The organism is Clostridium sp. N3C, assembly GCF_900095445.1.
Lineage (GTDB): Bacteria > Bacillota > Clostridia > Clostridiales > Clostridiaceae > Clostridium_AU.
This window is the reverse complement of sequence record NZ_FMJL01000010.1, coordinates 1-18,494: the sequence shown is the minus strand read 5'-3', so window position 1 is coordinate 18,494 and position 18,494 is coordinate 1. Positions and strand designations below refer to the sequence as shown.

The window sequence follows — 18,494 nt, the reverse complement described above, 5'->3', positions numbered from 1 at the left end:
TGAAACTTTGGCAGGTTTTGTAGTATAATAATAAGGTGTGTGCAGAGACACACAAAATATTATATAAATGGAGAAGAGGCTATGAAAGAGAGATTAAATAACCTTGTAAATGAAATGTTTGGAAAAGACATTGCTAGTTGCAACAATGAGGAACTTTTCAGCGCCTTATTAAAGCTCACTAAAGATATGATCAAGGAGCAAAGACAGATTGATGGAAACAGAAAGCTTTATTATATTTCCGCTGAGTTCCTTATTGGAAAATTACTTTCTAATAACTTAATTAACTTAAAGATTTATGATGAAATCAAACAAATCCTAGCAGAAGCAGGAAAAGACCTAACAGAAATTGAAGAAGTAGAATTAGAACCATCTCTTGGAAACGGTGGTCTTGGAAGACTTGCAGCTTGTTTCTTGGATTCCATTGCTACTTTAGGATTAAATGGAGATGGTATCGGACTAAACTACCATTATGGTTTATTCCAGCAGGTATTTAAGAACAATAAGCAAACAGAAGAAAAAAATCCTTGGATTACTGATAGAAACTGGTTAGAAAAAACTGAAACTTGCTTCGATGTTAATTTCGGAGGTTTCAGTGTAAAATCAAGACTATACGACATCGATGTAGTAGGATATGATAACGGAGTAAACAAGCTTCACCTATTTGATGTTGAAACTGTAGATGAATCTCTTGTTGGTGAAGGTATAAACTTTGACAAGAGAGATATTCCACGTAACCTTACTTTATTCTTGTATCCTGATGACAGTGACGATGCAGGAAGACTATTACGTGTATATCAACAGTACTTTATGGTAAGCAGTGGTGCACAGCTTATTGTAAAGGAAATGGACGAAAAAGGATTCGACTTACGTAACTTAGACAAACACGTAGTAATTCAAATTAACGATACTCATCCATCACTAGTTATACCAGAACTTATCAGAATTCTTACATCTAGAGGAATCAGCATGGATGATGCTATCAACATAGTTTCAAATACTTGTGCTTACACTAACCATACTATATTAGCTGAAGCATTAGAAAAATGGCCTATACACTATTTAGAACAGGTTGTACCACACTTAATGCCTATCATATATGAATTAGATAGAAGAGTAAAAGAAAAGTATAATGATGAGTCTGTAGCAATCATTAAAAACAATCTTGTTCACATGGCACATATGGATATTCATTATGGATTTAGCGTAAACGGTGTTGCAGCTCTACATACTGATATATTAAAGGATTCTGAATTAAATAACTTCTACAAAATATATCCTGAAAAGTTTAATAACAAGACTAATGGTATTACTTTCAGAAGATGGCTTATGCACTGCAACCCTGAATTGTCCAATTTCATTACAGAAACTATAGGACATGGCTGGAAGAAAGATGCTTCAAAGCTTGAATACCTATTAAATTATATAGATGATGATGCAGTTCTTGATAAAATATTAGCTATAAAGCACAATAACAAGGTAGCTTTAGCTAAATACTTAAAGGAAACAGAAAATGTTGATATAGATGTAAATTCTATATTCGATGTTCAAATTAAGAGACTTCATGAATATAAGCGTCAACAGATGAATGCCTTATATGTAATCTACAAGTATAAGCAAATCAAGGCAGGTAACAAACCAGCTAGACCAATCACTGTACTATTCGGTGCTAAGGCTGCTCCTGCTTATGTAATTGCAAAGGATATTATTCACCTAATTCTTTGCTTACAACAGCTTATAAACAACGATCCTGAAGTAAGCCCATACTTAAAGGTTGTAATGGTTGAAAACTATAACGTAACAAAGGCTTCAAAATTAATTCCTGCTTGTGATGTATCCGAGCAAATTTCACTTGCTTCTAAGGAAGCTAGCGGAACTGGAAACATGAAGTTTATGTTAAACGGAGCAATAACACTAGGAACTATGGATGGAGCTAACGTTGAAATTCACGACTGCGTTGGCGATGACAATATCTACATCTTTGGTAAGTCCAGCGAAGAAGTAATTGACCTTTATGCAAAAAATGCTTACAACCCAAGAGATATTTACAACAACGATACTCAAGTTCAAGAATTGGTAGACTTCATAGTAAGCAAAGAACTAATCCAAATAGGAGATCCAGAGAACCTAGGCAGACTATACAAGGATCTTATAAACAAAGACTGGTTCATGGCTCTTCTTGACCTAAAGGATTATATAGCTACAAAGGAAAAAGCTTTCGCAGATTACGAAGACAGAAAAGCTTGGAGCAAGAAGATGCTTGTTAACACTGCAAAGGCAGGATTCTTCTCCTCTGATAGAACTATAGCTCAGTACGATGAGGATATTTGGCGTTTATAAAAACTCCGAGACTTTATTAGTCAAGTAATATCTAAAATAAAAATACAGGAGGTCATTTCATAAGGAAATGTCTCCTGTATTTTCTTTATGAATACATTTTTAATTTACTTAACTAAATTAAATTTTTATACTGCTACCTTCTGCTTAACTTCATATCCACTAAGAAATCTTTTAACAGATAACTTATAAGCAATAAAAGAAAGTAAAAGAAATAAAATAATCCAATAAGCAAAAACCTGTATAAAGCTATAGCCTCCATCAAAAATAATCGGTCCTATCATATTTAAAGGACTAAAATCGTATAGGAGCATACTAATTTCAGATGCTATAACTATTAAACCTTCTCCAATAATTAAATATGCTATCCAAGGTCCACCAAGTACGGAAAAAGTACTCTTAAATATATTAGATGATATAATTCCCATCATTGATACCACCATAGCCACCAGACCTATGATTAATGCTACCAGAAAAATATATAGGTATGGATGATTTATATATAATCCTCTTTCTAATTCAGGAGCCATTATATCTTCTACTGCTTTAGTAGGTAAATGATATGGACTAGTAGCTAAAGAATATATAAAAGCTATAATTTGAAATACAAAGGTTACTAGAAAAGATATTACCGACACTGATAAAACCTTATACTTAATATATTTTTTGTATGAAATCCTTGATAAGTTTAGCTGAAAAAAACCGGTCCTATAATCTGTAAATAAAGAGTCCGCTACTATTAGAAGAATTATTAGAGGCAATATTAAAGGCATATAGCTGTTAATACTACCTGCTAATGCTTTTAAATAACTAATAAAGGGATTGCTACCTTCTAAAATTAAAATTTTAGGATATGCATCATGGTTGGGTATATCCATTTTATCCAAAGTTGATATATGTATATAAGCACCAATAAATAAAATAAAAGCTATTAAAGTTTGCATTCTGCAAATTATTTTTTTTACTTCTATCTTAAGAAAGTTCCAAAACATATCTTTTCTCCTTATCAATTTAATTATGTAAAGACTTATAATCTTTCCTATTAATAATTATTAGACCTATAATTATGTTGAACAAGGTCAAAACAAGATTGAATATAATGCTGTGCAAATATATATCTTTATCACCATCTAAATCTAATATTGATGGATAATTTAAAGGTGACATCCATCTTGGAATAGCACCTTTAGAATATAGCGCTAAAAGGAATATAGACACTATTAGTGCACATACATAAGCTTTACTACTGTTAAAAAATATTATATTAAAATTCTGAAATAAAGTATTTATAGCCATAAAACCAGTGATTAATATGGCTATAACACATATCTTCAGATAAACTGGACTAATACTAGATTCATAAATATGTTCATAATATATCTGGCTATATGGAGATAATTGATCAACATTCTTTAAGAATATAATTGATATTGCTTTAGTTGATACTATTACAACTAAAGAATAAATAACATTAATTATTATGATGGCTATGACCTTTGAAAGCCACCACTTGGTTTTTGAACCACACCTTGTTATTAGCATTACATCAAAGCCATATAATACGTTTGTAATATTATAAGATATTATCATTAACATAACTATTATGCTTAACCAAAACGCTAAGGAAAGAATAGTATGTTTTTTAGAAAGCCCCCCAAAAACATTTAAAGCTGCCTCTAAAGTTGTAGCCTCTATTCCTTCAGAACTACTACTGCTATATACAAAATAAATGGGGCAAAGAATAACAAACTGTATTAAAAGCCAAATATATATAGTTTTCTTATTTATACATACATATAATTCATTAAGAATTAACGTACCCATAACTTATCAATCCTTCAGAAATAAATTCATAGTTCTAATTCTAATAAATCCAACTAGAAAAAAAACAAACAAAAGTAATGAAAGATATACTATAGAATATCCTATACTAAATCTCTGTATTGATTCGCTTATCTCTGTCATATTATTCAACCCTCGATAATAAAATGGATAATGAAAGGACATGATTCCTTGAGCTAAAGGTGAATATGGTAAATTATTATGATTATTAAATACCGTATTGTGGCCATGCAAAATGAGACCTGCTATAAAAATATAGCTATATAGAGACTTATTAAATATTAGTGAAACAGTTACTGATAATATACCTAATAAATATAATAAGGTCACAAACAAACTATATTGCATAATAATTGCATTAAAAATTGTACCACCAGATTCCAAAATAGTACTTGTTACTGTAAAATAAGAAGCACCATTAGAAGGAATTCCATATATCAACCCAACTAGAAATAATATCATTAGATATATGAAAAAGAATATATTCGATGTAACAAAAATAATTATGACCTTTGATAAAAAATACTCTAATCTACAGGATGATCTAGACAACAAAAATGTCACATATCCTCCCTCATAATCCTTTGTTATAATATCCGCTACTAAGTAGCAATATAACAAAGGAATAACTAATAACATAGCAAATGGGTAAGATAAAGAGGCAAATATATAATCCCATAAGGTTAGTTGTTTACCAACAGGTAAAAAATCATAGCCTACTATATATTTTAAAATCACCGCTAATACTAATAAAACTATAATAGCAATAAGCCACTTCTTTCTTGAGCAATAAAAATACTTTTTCAAGTTAAAACTAATCATTCAACATTCTCCTTGAAAGAAGCAGGATATTCATTCACCTTATGTAAGCCTCTATTTTCAATTTTATATATAGTATCACATAAGCTATCTATCTCATCCTTTCTATGTGATACAATAATAAAACTTACGCCCTCAGCTTTCATCCTATTTACTACTTTAGAAAATAGTTCAACACCATCTGAATCTAATCCATTTGTAGGTTCATCAAAAAGTACTAACTCTGGCTTTTCCATTATAGCTTGCGCTATACCTAATCTTTGCCTCATGCCTAAGGAATACTTTGATACGGCTTTTTTATTATTTGGATCTAACCCCATCTCTTTCATTGCATTTTCAATATCACTTTTACCTATTTCCTTTCTAATTGAAGCAAGCATAGTCAGGTTTTTTATGCCAGAAAATTGGGGCAAAAATGTAGGATTTTCAATAAGGGCACCAACCCTAGTAGGTAAATCCCCTAAAAGACCTGGAAAAACTCTTTTCCCTCTCACCATAATGTCACCTTTTTCTGGATAACTTAATCCCAAAATGAGTTTTAATAAAGTTGTCTTTCCTGATCCATTACTTCCAACAATACCTACAATTTCACCTTTCGAAATAGACAAATTGACATCTTGTAATATCAGTTGTCCTTTAAAACTTTTTTCTAAACCTTTTATTACTAATATATTTTCATCTTTTCTCATGTCATACTCTCCTTAAAAATCTATATTGCTTAAGCAAGAGGATTTTTTCTACTATATAATGTTAAAGCTAGACACCCACAATTTTTAATTAACTGTGGGCATCTAGTTTTAAATACTTATGTCTATGGTCTCCAGCTTAAAGTAGCAGTTGTTGTTCTGTAATTAACTGCAGTTGTTTTAAATTCAGCCTTAATTTTATCGCCTTTAGCAGTACCAGTTTTATGTTCAATTTCTATGCCATAATCATCGTTACCTTCATTTTGGTGCTTTTTATAATCACTTAAAGCTTTTCCACCAGAATTTAATATTCTTGCATTAACATCATACTTGTTATTAGTAACCTTTGTTTTTTGTGTATTAGCAGTTGCCTCTCTAGTTACAGTTGTCCAACTTCCTGTTCTAGGTAATGTTATGTCTGAGCTATACCATGTTTCTGCAAAAGCAGCAACTGGAAATGATGCTATTAAAGTTGTGCAAAGCAAAGCTTTAACAATTCCTTTTTTTCATTTTAATCTCCCTTCCATACTTTAATTTATAAATTTAGTCCATTAAAAAAATTTGAAAATTTTTAAAAATAGTAAGACAAGCTTGGCCTACATACATATTATACCAGCAATCACTTCCAATTACAACCATTATTTGTTTTTTTTATCTTCAAACCCTTTTGTTGTTACAATTCGCTAATAAGCAATTCTTAACACAACTATTATTTCTAAATTAAAATTGATAAAAATTATTAAATACATTAATAAAAAACTTTCAATCTCTTACTTTGCTTTATTAATTTAAATGCTTATTGAATTTATTTTGATCTCAATTTAAAATATATAAAATCTATATATAGAGCTGTTAGTCCCCCCGATACTGTAGCAGCAAAACACATCAATGCAATTATAATAGCAGCCAAATCCTTAAAACCTTCCCCCTTATTTCCCATAGCAATGATGATGCTATTTGCCATAATTATAAAACTCATTATAGAAGGAATATATTTAATAAACTTATATTTCTTAAAAAGTCTATTAAGACAGAAAGTTATAGAAGTTGAAACTATAATAACTAAGATGATTATCCCTAACAACCTTAACATAAAAAACCTCCCTATAAGCTATGATTAAATGTATTATTTGTTATATACTACGAAATATATAGACCTTTGAACGAACTTTTCATTATTTATCAATCGCTTATATTATCCATAAACATATATAATAACAGTTGTATAAAGTAAGTAAAAACTTTAAAATTCTATATATAAATGTAAGGAGAAGAGAATTTATGCATACAAAAGCTAGCCTAATAAATAAGTATAAAAAATAGTGGAAGATATAAAAAAAAATTGACTTAACCAGCTTAAGTAGTGAAGATTTATTATTGGAATCTAGCAAATTAAAAGAAGAAGCTTTAACTGGATCCGATTCTAACACCCTTCTTGTAAAAGCCTACGCCCTAGTTAAGGAAGCAATAAGGAGAACTCTAGGCTTTAATGTCTATGATGTACAGCTGTTAGGAGCTATTGCACTAAACAATAAAAACATTATAGAGATGAATACTGGTGAAGGAAAAACATTTACTGCCGTATTCCCATCATATCTACACAGTCTATATAAAAAGGGCGTACACATTCTTACCTTCAACGATTATCTAGCTAAAAGAGATGCCCTTTGGATGGGACCTATATAGGATAGATTATCCACCTTATGTATTTACTCACAAAGAGGCTAAATATAAAGCTCTAATTGAAGAAATCAAAAAAGTACATTCCACTGGACAGCCAATACTTATAGGTACTAGCAGCGTTAAAGAATCAGATCAGCTAGCTAAACTCTTAGAAGAAGTAGGCATTAGCTGTCAGGTACTAAACGCTAAAAATGATGAGTTGGAAGCTCATATTATTGAGAATGCTGGAGTTTTAGGCGCTGTAACGGTTTCAACCAATATGGCAGGACGAGGAGTTGACATATTATTAGGAGGACCTGAGGGCAATAATAGAGAAAAAATAAAAAAACTAGGTGGACTTAAAGATGAAATCCTAGAAAAGGATTATCCTAAGTTATACGAAAGCTTAAAAGCAAAATATAGCTCTGAGGAAATTGAAACCTTTAAAAGAAATTTAAGATTATTTCATATGGATCAGCATTGGGCAGATTATCTTGATAAGGTTGCCAATCTTCGCCAGGGTATACACCTTAACGCTATAGGTGGTAAAGACCCTTTAAGGGAATTTCAATTAAAATTGATAGAGCAATTTAAAGCGCTCAAGGAAGAAATAGAAGAATCCATCAAAGAAGATTATAAAGAAGTTGAGCTTTCCATATCAGCCTTTGAGGAGCTTAAAGAAAGGATAAAGGCACCAGAAGCAACTTGGACCTATCTTGTTAATGATGATTCTATTAAAAATACTCTAGGACTATTAAAAGGATTAGTTAAAATAAGCGGTATGAACAATTTCTTTTCTTGGCTTACCTTTGCTGCGGAATACGAATTTAATAAATTATTTATAGGCAGTAGGAAATAAAGACTTTTAATAAATTCACCAATAAATTTAGGCTTGTTCTTAGCTTTCACTAAGAACAAGCCCCTTTACTCACTTTCTTCCTTTTGATAATCTATTTTTTCTACTTCTTGTGGATACTTGCTTAATATATTATCTAATTCTATAGAAGTTTCTTCAATCAGAAGATGCTCGTTAAAAAAGTTTAAAACAAAATCCTGCCTTATTAATGAATTTTTACTGCCATCTAATTTTCCAGAATATCCATAGGGTTTACTTAAAGGAGAATACATATAAATCATAGTAAAATCCAAGTGTGTTGTTCCATTTATCTGATACAATTCTCTGTAGCCTTTACTGCTTTTTAAGAGAGGAATTAGATTTTTATTGTTAGGATCTGTTTTCCACTGCTCACTTCTCAAGAAAAGTGCAGGGATATTAAGCCCTTTGCTAATAGCTTTTGAGCTTAAAGGTTCCAGCCAAGGATCAAAGGATACTATAGCCTTGATTCTCTTGTCTCTTTGAGCAGTTAAAACTCCAGCTCCACCTCCAGCAGAATGTCCTATGAGTCCAATAGAAGCCAAATCTAGCTTTCCTCCAAACATTGACTCTTGATCTAAATTAATTTTTTCTAAGATACCGATAGTAAACAATATATCCTCTGAATATACGTTCATTATTTTATATCCATCGGATAAAAAAACTTCTCTATCTGCTCCAAGGGAAAGAACCTGGCTATTAAGATATGCCGCTTCACCATCATCAAATACAGTAACTGCTGCCACATTAGTGTGGTCTATTGCCGCCACAATATATCCGTTGCTTGCTAGCATCTCAGCCAAATCTGTATGGAGACTTCTGAGACCTGTCAACCCATGAGATATAATTACTATAGGATACTTTTCCTTGGTTAAACTAAGAGGTGCACCCTTGTAAGAATTAGACTTTATCATGGTAGTAGGCCTTAATAAAAATTCAGGAAGACCAACCAATCGACTTATAGAATCTGCTACTTCAGTTCCCTCCTCCAACCAGGGACTTGGCTCATATCCTTCCACCTTGTCTGAAGGATACCATAGTTGAATTCTAATTTTTCTTCCTCCATAATCATTGTCCTTATCCAGCCATATTCTTTCCATATCTACTGCATCAAAGGATAAGGTTCCTATCTTATAAGGCCCACTGGGCTTCATTAAATTGTATAAAGGAAACATATATGAAGCTACTGCGGATAAAAATATTAAAATAGTAAACCCAATAATACTACATATTCTAAGAACCTTTTTATCATAGATTCTTTTAAAGATTTCAAAATCAATATTAGCTACAATAAACAATATAATAATAAATACAAATATGAAATAAATAGGATACATCTGCCACCGAGTACCTTCAGTGACCCTATGAAGCAAGAAGAAAATTGCAGCTATTATACCAATATATCTAATTCTCTTAATCCTTTCAAAATATCCTACATAAAATAAAATGGCATAAGTTATTGCAAACACAAATAGTATTATCTCTAACAATCTCATTTTTTTCCTAGCCCATTAGTTTATTTTGTGAATAGTGGTATAGCCAGGTTCACCTCCCTTTACTCACTTACCCTTAATGTACTTTCCTGATAACATAATATGAGAAAATATATTAAGGGTGTCAGTGAGTAAGTTAGCTTTAACCTTCTATTTCATCAGTTAATCTAATTATTTCATCAATAATATTTCCAATATGCTCAATAGTATTCAATAAAGGCTTATCTGTGGTAATATCTACACCTGCCATCTTAGCTAGTTCCACCGGTGTCTTAGTTCCTCCTGCCTTTAACACTTCTCTCCAGTCATCTACTGCAGGCTGACCTTCTTCTAATATCCTCTTACTTACCTCTGTAGCTATAGTAAGACCTGCACTATAAGTGTAAGGATATAGTCCCATATAATAATGTGGTTGTCTCATCCAAGTAAGCTCTGCTCCATCAATTATTTTTACCTGGCCACCCCAGAATTTTTCTAGCACTTCTCTCTTTATTTCATTAAGCTTATCTGCCTGCAAACTGCCTCCTTCATCAACAATCTTATAAACTTCTCTTTGATAAGCAGCCTCTAAAAGATGTGTTACAAAGTTATGATAATAAGTTTTGCTTATCAAGGATGATAATACCCATCTTTTAAACCTTGGTTCATGGTTAGTCTTCAAAAGATGGTTTACCATGAGCATCTCATTCATAGTAGAAGGTGATTCTACAAAATAGGTGGAAACCCTAGTACCGAAAATACTCTGATTCTGATTGCATAAAGTAAAGTGCCCTGCATGACCAAGCTCATGGGCTAAAGTAAAGACTTCGCTCATCTTTTCATTCCAAGAGCATAAAATATAAGGATGGGCAGCATAAGGTGTAGAACAGAAGGCCCCAGTAGACTTTCCTTTGTTTTGCGCAAAGTCTATCCATCTTTCATCATAGGCTCTTCTTACTATTTGTAAATAATCTTCCCCTAGTACAGATAGAGCTTCTTCAACATACTTTCTAGAATCTTCTATACTTACTTTAGGTTCATATTCTGGGTCCACTGCAATCTTTAAATCTGCAAAGGTTATTTCATCTAGCTTGTGAATTTTCTGAAGTAGCTTAGCATACTTACGCATATGAGGTGCTAGTTTCTCCATTATTATGTCTATTTGTCTGTCATATAATTTCCTATCTACCTTTTGAGGGAACAACAAACTATCAATAACAGAATCAAAGCCTCTTAAATTAGCAAGGGTTTTCTCCTTCTGCACCTGTGTTTGATAAGCAGCAGCAACGGTATTCTGATATTCTCTTAATTTCTCAGAAAAGGCTTTAAAGGCTGCCCTTCTTAGTTTTGTATCATTTTCATATTCCCATTCATTTTCAAACAATACAAAGCTAAGAGGATAATCCTTTCCATCCACATTAAAACTTTTGAAATTCATATCCGCTAACTTTGCCTGTTCATAAATACTATAAGGTGCCTCTAAAGTTCCAGATAGAGCTGCTAATACTCTTTCCGCTTCAGGATGCAAAGCATGAGGCTTATTTCTTTTTATATCCTCTAAATAAATCTCATTTTCCTTTGACTCTTTAATGGCTTCATCTATAAGACTTTCGTCCTCCTGTATTATTTCACTGTCTATAAAACTCAATTTACTAGAAACATGAGACATAGTATTAGCAAATCTCATATACCTATCCACATTTTCGCTATTAGTATGGTCTACCGATAAAGATAATTCTGCATAATTGCCAGTAAGATCTGCAATCTCTGTTACCTTTCTTAATTTATCTAAACACCTATTGATATTTTTTGAAGTGTTTAACTTGCCTTTAAACTCCTTTTCAATTTCTACAGCAAGCTCTTCTAACTCTTTTATAGCTGCATTATATTCTTCCTCTGAAGTATAAATAGCAGATAAATCCCAGGTAAGAGCTTCTTCTACATCTTTTCTATCCCTTAATTCCTTTGCCATTATAATTCCTCCTTCAACTGTATATTATTAATATTTTACTCTTCATAACTTTTTTAGTCTACAAAGATATCTATAACTATAAAAAAAAGCTTTGAATCTCTACAATAATAGAAATTCAAAGCTTTATAATTAAAGAGTAAATTTAACAGTTTTAGATTCTGTATCCATTATGCACTTAGCGCCTAAAGGAATTGTAGACATAGGATGACAGTGGCCAGATTTTATATTATACATTACTGGCTTTTTGTAATCTGCTAATAGATCCTTTAGCATTTCTACAACATCATAGCTTTTATCCGCTTTATTTACACAATCTGCGAAATCACCAAATATTATTCCTTCTGCCTCATCTAGCTTTTTCGAATATTTTAATTGATACATCATTCTATCCAATTTTCTTACTGGTTCATCTACATCTTCTATAAACAATATTTTCCCTTTTGTATCAATCTCATAAGGGGTTCCTATCATAGAAGTAATCAAAGATAAATTGCCACCTATAATTACTCCTTCCGCCTGACCTTCCACCATTACTTTAAAGTCTTCTCCCTTAGGATTATCTAGAATTAACTCCTTCTCCATGTTCAAAGCTTTTTCAAAGCTCTCCCTAGTAAAGTCATCAAAATTTTTTAGCATATTGGATTTTACCATAGGTCCATGAAAGGTTACTAAATTACACCTTTGATTAATATTTACGTGTAGATTAGTTACATCGCTATATCCTACAAATATTTTAGGGTTTTGTCGGATTATTTCAAAGTCTATTTTATCCATAAGATGGGAGCTTGTATCTCCACCTCTTATACACCAAATTGCCTTTATCTCTTTGCAAGCAAACATCTCCATTAGATCCTTCGCTCTTTCTTCACCGGTGCCAGCTGAATATCCATGAATGGAACGACATACACAGCTAGCCATTTTTACTTTGTATCCCATCTCTTCAACCAAAGCCTTACATGAACTAGCCTCTTCTTTAGTAACCGGTGAGGATGGAGCAAGTATTCCTATAGTATCACCTTTTTTTAGTTTCTCTGGGAATATCATTTTTTAGCCTCCCAATCAATATTAGATTCTTAATTATATTATGAACCTAACTTTCTCAAATATCACCTTTAATAGCTAACGGTAAATGCTCCAAATCACCTCTTACATTACTATAGTTTTCATCTATTCTTACACCATTACGGTTAACTTCATGAAGATTTTGATAAATATTATAGTTAAAGTATTTAGAGAAATAATTAGCTTGACCAGTTCCCATGGAGGTTTGCCATATATACAGATCTGTGCCCATCTTTTCCTGCAGGAATTTTACTACTCTATAATTTCCATAAACTCCAATATCCCATCTTCTCTTTTCAGGATCATCAGCGGAAAACTTGTCCATAGTATCTTTAATTCCTCTAAAATATTCTTCTATATTTGATAATGGAATATCTCCCACATTACTTTCATCCACTGCAAAATATATAGCAGAAGGCTTACCTGCTACTGAGAAAGATTGTCCAACTTCTATAGCCTGTTTAATAGCTTCTGTACTCTGAGCAACTCCATATTCATAATTAAAATATTCAGCTTTATTGTTATAGTCCTGATAAATAGCCACTAACCGCAATCCTGCCTGGGATGCTGCCTGAGCTTCCTCTTTAGTCAGCTTCTTAGCTTGATCCTTAGCACTATAGTATCTAGCAACAAAGCTGTAACCATCTTTCTTAAATTGCTGATATTGGCTTAATGACAATGACGTATAAGTATCAAAACCTCTTTGAGCTATATCTGGCATCACAAATTGAGCTGCTACAAAACCAACCTTATCCTTGTAACGAACCTTGTACCAATCATCACTTTTACCTATTATAGTCAGGGCTGTTCCATTTTCCAAGGGATAAATTATAGCCTCTTTTTCACCGGGTCCCTTTCTGAAATTCACACTACCAGCAGATTGAATATGGGCTTCTTCCTCATAGGACTTATCCATGTTTTTAGCTACTAAGGTTATATCATATATATCCACTAAAGAATCCTCATTTATATCTGCCAGTTTAGCCTTTTTATTATAGCTTTTTGCTACTATGGATAAATCCTTAATATCTATAATCATATCTAAATTAATATCTGTTTTTCTCAATAAATCTGTCCCCTCTTCAGCTAGGGAATATTTATTCCTTGTATTATCTTCCTCTGCCTTAGTTTCAGTATAAGCTAATGTACTCATAGCAATTATAAAACTAAGTCCAAAGGCCCCCATTGCTTTCATACCACTTTCCCCCTTTAGTATCTGTAAATATTTTACACATATAATTCGCATATTAATTTTAACATTGATGTTATAGTCTTACAATATTTAAATATTAACAATATAAAGTTCCCTATAATCTGTCTACTACATCTTCAATAGACAGATTATAAAAATCCATAGATTAAACTAGAACCATTATTTTATAAGCTTACCCTTTAATATAACATTTCTAAGATTAAATTTCTCATCCATCAAAACCACATTAGCATATTTTCCAGGAGCTATACTACCGTATTCATCATAAATACCTATTTGCTTAGCAGGATTAACTGCGGCGCATTTCACTGCGCTTTCTACCGGAATTCCAAAGGATATGGCTTTTTGCATACATTTCATTAGGTTGCTTACAGAACCAGCAATGGTACCATCAGATAAGGTAGCTTTATCCCCCTTTACTGTAACCAACTGCCCTCCTAAGTAATACTGTCCATCTTCCATTCCAGTTGCCATCATGCTATCACTGATGAATATTATACGATCATCCCCAAAAATCTTAAAAGTTGCTCGAATCACTGAAGGTTGAACATGAATACCATCACAAATTAATTCAACTTTAGCCTTTTCATAGTCAAAGGCCGCTCCCACTACTCCCGGTGCACGATGGTTAAAGGGAGGCATAGTATTATATAAGTGAGTCACATGAGAAGCTCCATTATTGAAAGCCTCTAGAGCTGTTTCATAATCAGCATTAGTATGTGCTATAGAGATAACTACTTCATTCTTTAACTCCTTAATAAAAGTCATGGCTCCCTCTTCCTCAGGAGCTATAGATACTAGCTTTATTAAATTAGCAGACAATTTATTCATCTTGCGAAAATGCTCTGCATCAGGCCTTCTAAGAAAATCTGCCTTTTGAGCTCCTCTTTTAGCATAACTTAAGTAAGGCCCCTCCATGTTGATCCCAATCAAGGTAGCGCCACTTTCATTCCTATATTTTGATGCATTTGTAAATATCTTAGCCAAAGATTCATCATCTAAGGTCATTGTGGCAGGACAAATACTAGTAACACCATTTTGGGCCTGATAATTAGCTATAGCTGCTAGAGCCTCTAAACTTCCATCACAAAAATCATATCCTGCACAACCATGAAAATGAATATCTATAAGGCCCGGTATAGCATATAATCCTTCTGCCTCTATGATATCATTATCATTTTCATTATTTTCTGTAAACCTATCATCTCTTATATAAATATCTCCTTTTTCGAAAACTCCTGTTTCTAAGTATACCTTAGCGTTTTTTATAATCATAAAGAGGCCTCCTAAAATTACATATGAATATAATTCCTAACTCTTTAAAAACACTCACAAATATTATACGGTTATAAAGTACTTTTAATAGCCTATCATAGAATCTAAATTATTTTTTATTAGTAATAAAAAAAGATGCTCCCATTTTAGGTCACATCTTTTTAAATTTCCTATTCTTTTAAATAAAAGCTGCCAAGCCCTTTTCTATTAAGTTAACTTTCCATATCCTCATAGATGCTTGTCTTATTTTTACCTGAGGACTTAGAGACATATAGGGCAGCATCAGCCTGTGTAAAAAAATCTTCCATTGACAACCCTTTATAATGTCCTCTTATACCTGCACTAATACTAAATCTTTCATTTTCTTTTCCTTGGAAAACTTTTTCATTAAATTGCTTTCTTATAGCCTCTACAATTTCAAAAGCCTTTTTCTTATCCTTATCAGGAAAAATTATAGCAAACTCCTCTCCCCCATATCTGGCAGCATAATCATCGGTGCCAGTATTCTCTTTAATAATGTCCGCCAAGGCTTTAATAACTTCATCACCAAAACTATGGCCATAGGTATCGTTAACTTTCTTAAAATTGTCTATGTCCATCACTGCTAAAGTAAGGGGAAAATTATAATACTCACTTTGCTCTATTAAACTTTTCAAATACTCGTAAAAGGTTTTATGATTATACAAGCCTGTGAAGGGCTCAATTTTGGAGTTATATTCCATAACAAAATTCTTAAGTGTTAAATCTCTTTCCCTTTCATATGTAGACAAAAAGTTATTTATTATCTCACCAGTTCTTATGATCAAGGATCTAACAATAAGTGCTGTAGAAATCATTGCAGATATAGTTGTGATAACATCAGTTAAATCATGATAAATTTCACCTGAAGGGATATTTGGTAAATAAAATGTTATAAATAGTATGTACAAAATCATATTCAAAAAGAAAGCAAAAGCTGCTATTTTATGGCTTCCATAGTAAACAGAAAGTATAATAGGTAGTATGAATAATAGATACATCATGGAAACAGAATAGTGAATACAAATTAAATTAAAAGCCATAAAGGTACCAGAGATTATTATTAAATACTTTGCCGCTTCCTTATGCTTGTTTTTAATTAACTTATTTATAATCTCCGATATAGAAAGTAGTATAACATTATTTACAGATGGTGTAATGATATAAACTAATATATAATCAAATTTATTACTTAGTATTTGATCCTTTGTCAAGAAATAGATAATAATTTCAGTAATAGTAGAAATAATTGCAATTATCCAATAAACATTTAATATCTTTTTATTCCACTTTTCAAATTCTATTACTTCAAATTTATCCTTATACACAGTAATCTCCTTCACTTGTACGCATTTTTCGATAAAAAATAACTATATTCAATATTATACAACTTTACATTTATAATTATCAAGCAAAAGCCACAATAGCAATTTTTAGACAAAGATAAAGATAAACTTTGCTTAATATATGTATATTCATCTATCTTTGATTCTATTTTAAAAAATTTATATATCACAACTTCTAAAGCTCCTATAAGTGAAAAACAGGAATACAATAAATCTTATTGCATTCCTATAGACTAAATTTCATATGTCCACCATTGGATCGTAAATAATAGGTAAGACCTTTACCCGCTTGCCATTGAAGGGTCAAATTATTAAAACTTCCTTCATCATAATACTTATACTTACAGCTATTATTTTTAACCTCAATTTCACGTAGAATATTTTCATCATCAAAAGAAAGATTCTTGCTACTATTGCTAGCTCTAATCAGTTCTTCATCAGTACTTGGTAGTAAGGCCATGCCCTCTAGTGCCTTTGCAAAGGCTCTATAGTCAAGCTGATTTTCATTTAAAAACTCATCGAAGGTAGAAAGTTAAAATCAATTATTTCACTTTAAACTTTGGAGGCAAAGTTTGCTTATGTAAATTAGCCTCATGTTTTAATCTAATCTTTTCATCTACTTCCTTATCTCCACAGGTTCCTCTCTCCATATAATCATTAACCTGCTTGTAGGTAAAACCTAGTTTCTCTTCATCAGATTTTCCACTTAGTCCATCACTAGGAGTTTTATGAACCAATTCATAGGGCAAGCCTAAATAGTCTCCCACTGCCATAACTTCTTCAGTGCTTAAATCTCCTATAGGATTAAAGTCATAAGCACCATCTCCCCATTTGGTTGTATATCCTACAAAAGCTTCTGATTTGTTTCCTGTGCCACATACCCTATAATGCATATTTGCTGCAATTGCATATAAGGTAGTCATTCTTAATCTTGGTGCTATATTTATTTTGGCATCTTCAGAAAGATTTTCCTCAGAAATAGCTTCTATCAAGCCATTATAAGCTTTTTCTATATTTACTATCTTATATGGTATACCAATAAAATCTACTAACTTTAAGCTATCTTTTATATCCTTCTGTTCTCCATTAGGCATAAGAACTCCAAAAACTCTATCTTTGCCTAAGGCTTCAACTAAAAGCCTTGACACTACAGTACTATCCTTACCACCGCTAATTCCAATAACAGCACCTTTAGCTCCAGGTTGATTATCAAAATACTCCCTAATCCAGCTTATAATATCTTCAGTTACCTTTTGAGCATTAAAGTCTTTTCTCATCTTATTTATCCTCCCGTAAAAATTAAGTTTATATTTCTAACGATTTATCACCTTAGCCTGTAAACCAATTGCTACATCTAAGGCTTTTTCATGTAAAGCATCATCAAAGCTAGCACAAAGACTGGCATCTACTATTATATCCGCATTTCTGTATTGGGATTGGAACATTACTAAGTTGCTTATTACGCATATATTAGTAACAACTCCCACTAACTCAATTTCTGTAATGTCCTCTCCTAATTCCTCTGCCAATCTAAGCATATCCTTTGGTGCTATACCAAACCCTTCTTTTTCATAGTGCAAAGTATTTTCAGCATTAACGAAGTCCTTTAAGCTTCCATACAAACCATGACCTTCTGTACCTTTAAGACAGTGAACTACAGGAAGTTTTTTTCCTTCTCTAGTTTGCAAGTATTCCTCGTAATGAGTATCATATGTAAATAATACTTTGTTTCCTTCCTCTAAGTATTTAGCAACCTTCTTGTATATGCCTTGTTCTAAAGTTACTGCCTTCTCAAAACCCAACGCTCCATCTACGAAATCCTTTTGATAATCAATAACTACTAATAGTTTTGACATTTTAGACCCCCTCATTAAATTTCATATACTTTAATTTTAGCATGGCCTTTAGTTAAAATTCTA

General features: G+C 32.1%; 18 protein-coding genes. 3 read left to right on the top strand and 15 right to left on the bottom strand.

Going from position 1 to position 18,494, the window contains the following annotated elements:
• The first annotated feature begins 81 nt into the window (after positions 1-81).
• Positions 82-2,337 carry a glycogen/starch/alpha-glucan phosphorylase gene (locus N3C_RS04890; protein ID WP_074364947.1) on the top strand — a complete coding sequence of 752 codons (2,256 nt, stop codon included), beginning with the start codon at positions 82-84 and terminating at the stop codon, positions 2,335-2,337.
• Positions 2,338-2,462: 125 nt separating this feature from the next.
• On the opposite strand, the gene N3C_RS04885 is transcribed toward N3C_RS04890, so the two are convergent.
• From N3C_RS04885 to N3C_RS04860, 6 genes are all read right to left on the bottom strand, one after another.
• Positions 2,463-3,326: a hypothetical protein gene (locus N3C_RS04885; protein WP_074364946.1), complete on the bottom strand. Its 864-nt coding sequence runs from the start codon at positions 3,324-3,326 to the stop codon at positions 2,463-2,465.
• A gap of 19 nt (positions 3,327-3,345) precedes the next feature.
• Positions 3,346-4,158: a hypothetical protein gene (locus N3C_RS04880; protein ID WP_074364945.1), complete on the bottom strand. Its 813-nt coding sequence runs from the start codon at positions 4,156-4,158 to the stop codon at positions 3,346-3,348.
• A 6-nt stretch (positions 4,159-4,164) separates the two neighbouring features.
• Positions 4,165-4,998, bottom strand: a complete 834-nt coding sequence (locus N3C_RS04875) for a hypothetical protein (protein WP_074364944.1) — start codon at positions 4,996-4,998, stop codon at positions 4,165-4,167.
• A complete protein-coding gene (locus N3C_RS04870; protein ID WP_074364943.1) occupies positions 4,995-5,684 on the bottom strand; it encodes an ABC transporter ATP-binding protein in 690 nt (229 codons plus the stop codon). Before N3C_RS04870 ends, N3C_RS04875 begins: the two co-directional genes overlap by 4 nt.
• Positions 5,685-5,806: 122 nt before the next feature.
• Positions 5,807-6,166, bottom strand: coding sequence for a hypothetical protein (locus N3C_RS04865; RefSeq protein WP_143312598.1), 360 nt, complete (start codon positions 6,164-6,166; stop codon positions 5,807-5,809).
• Positions 6,167-6,486: 320 nt separating this feature from the next.
• Positions 6,487-6,774, bottom strand: a complete 288-nt coding sequence (locus N3C_RS04860) for a hypothetical protein (RefSeq protein ID WP_074364941.1) — start codon at positions 6,772-6,774, stop codon at positions 6,487-6,489.
• A 284-nt stretch (positions 6,775-7,058) separates the two neighbouring features.
• On the opposite strand from N3C_RS04860, the gene N3C_RS04855 reads away from it, so the two are divergent.
• A complete protein-coding gene (locus N3C_RS04855; protein WP_074364940.1) occupies positions 7,059-7,367 on the top strand; it encodes a hypothetical protein in 309 nt (102 codons plus the stop codon).
• Positions 7,342-8,202: a preprotein translocase subunit SecA gene (locus tag N3C_RS04850; RefSeq protein WP_074364939.1), complete on the top strand. Its 861-nt coding sequence runs from the start codon at positions 7,342-7,344 to the stop codon at positions 8,200-8,202. Before N3C_RS04855 ends, N3C_RS04850 begins: the two co-directional genes overlap by 26 nt.
• Before the next feature lie 65 nt (positions 8,203-8,267).
• Here N3C_RS04850 and N3C_RS04845 read toward each other — a convergent pair whose 3' ends face one another.
• The 9 genes from N3C_RS04845 to N3C_RS04805 all read right to left on the bottom strand — a co-directional run bounded on the left by N3C_RS04845 (position 8,268) and on the right by N3C_RS04805 (position 18,431).
• Complete coding sequence (locus N3C_RS04845; RefSeq protein WP_083604422.1) at positions 8,268-9,713, bottom strand: alpha/beta hydrolase; 1,446 nt, start codon at positions 9,711-9,713, stop codon at positions 8,268-8,270.
• A gap of 139 nt (positions 9,714-9,852) precedes the next feature.
• Positions 9,853-11,661 (bottom strand): oligoendopeptidase F, encoded by a 1,809-nt coding sequence (gene pepF / locus N3C_RS04840; protein WP_074364937.1) that lies wholly within the window; start codon positions 11,659-11,661, stop codon positions 9,853-9,855.
• A 129-nt stretch (positions 11,662-11,790) separates the two neighbouring features.
• A complete protein-coding gene (locus N3C_RS04835) occupies positions 11,791-12,705 on the bottom strand; it encodes a S66 peptidase family protein (RefSeq protein WP_074364936.1) in 915 nt (304 codons plus the stop codon).
• 55 nt (positions 12,706-12,760) lie between these two features.
• Entirely contained in the window at positions 12,761-13,918 is a 1,158-nt protein-coding gene (locus N3C_RS04830) for a glycoside hydrolase domain-containing protein (RefSeq protein ID WP_074364935.1), read from the bottom strand.
• A 177-nt stretch (positions 13,919-14,095) separates the two neighbouring features.
• Positions 14,096-15,211, bottom strand: a complete 1,116-nt coding sequence (gene nagA / locus N3C_RS04825) for an N-acetylglucosamine-6-phosphate deacetylase (RefSeq protein ID WP_074364934.1) — start codon at positions 15,209-15,211, stop codon at positions 14,096-14,098.
• A 212-nt stretch (positions 15,212-15,423) separates the two neighbouring features.
• Positions 15,424-16,557: a GGDEF domain-containing protein gene (locus tag N3C_RS04820; RefSeq protein WP_074364933.1), complete on the bottom strand. Its 1,134-nt coding sequence runs from the start codon at positions 16,555-16,557 to the stop codon at positions 15,424-15,426.
• 244 nt (positions 16,558-16,801) lie between these two features.
• On the bottom strand, positions 16,802-17,035 hold the full coding sequence (locus N3C_RS04815; protein ID WP_074364932.1) for a hypothetical protein: 234 nt from the start codon (positions 17,033-17,035) through the stop codon (positions 16,802-16,804).
• Between the two features lie 82 nt (positions 17,036-17,117).
• Positions 17,118-17,852: an NAD(+) synthase gene (nadE, locus tag N3C_RS04810; protein WP_074364931.1), complete on the bottom strand. Its 735-nt coding sequence runs from the start codon at positions 17,850-17,852 to the stop codon at positions 17,118-17,120.
• Between the two features lie 36 nt (positions 17,853-17,888).
• Positions 17,889-18,431 carry a cysteine hydrolase family protein gene (locus N3C_RS04805; RefSeq protein ID WP_074364930.1) on the bottom strand — a complete coding sequence of 181 codons (543 nt, stop codon included), beginning with the start codon at positions 18,429-18,431 and terminating at the stop codon, positions 17,889-17,891.
• Positions 18,432-18,494: the final 63 nt, after the last annotated feature.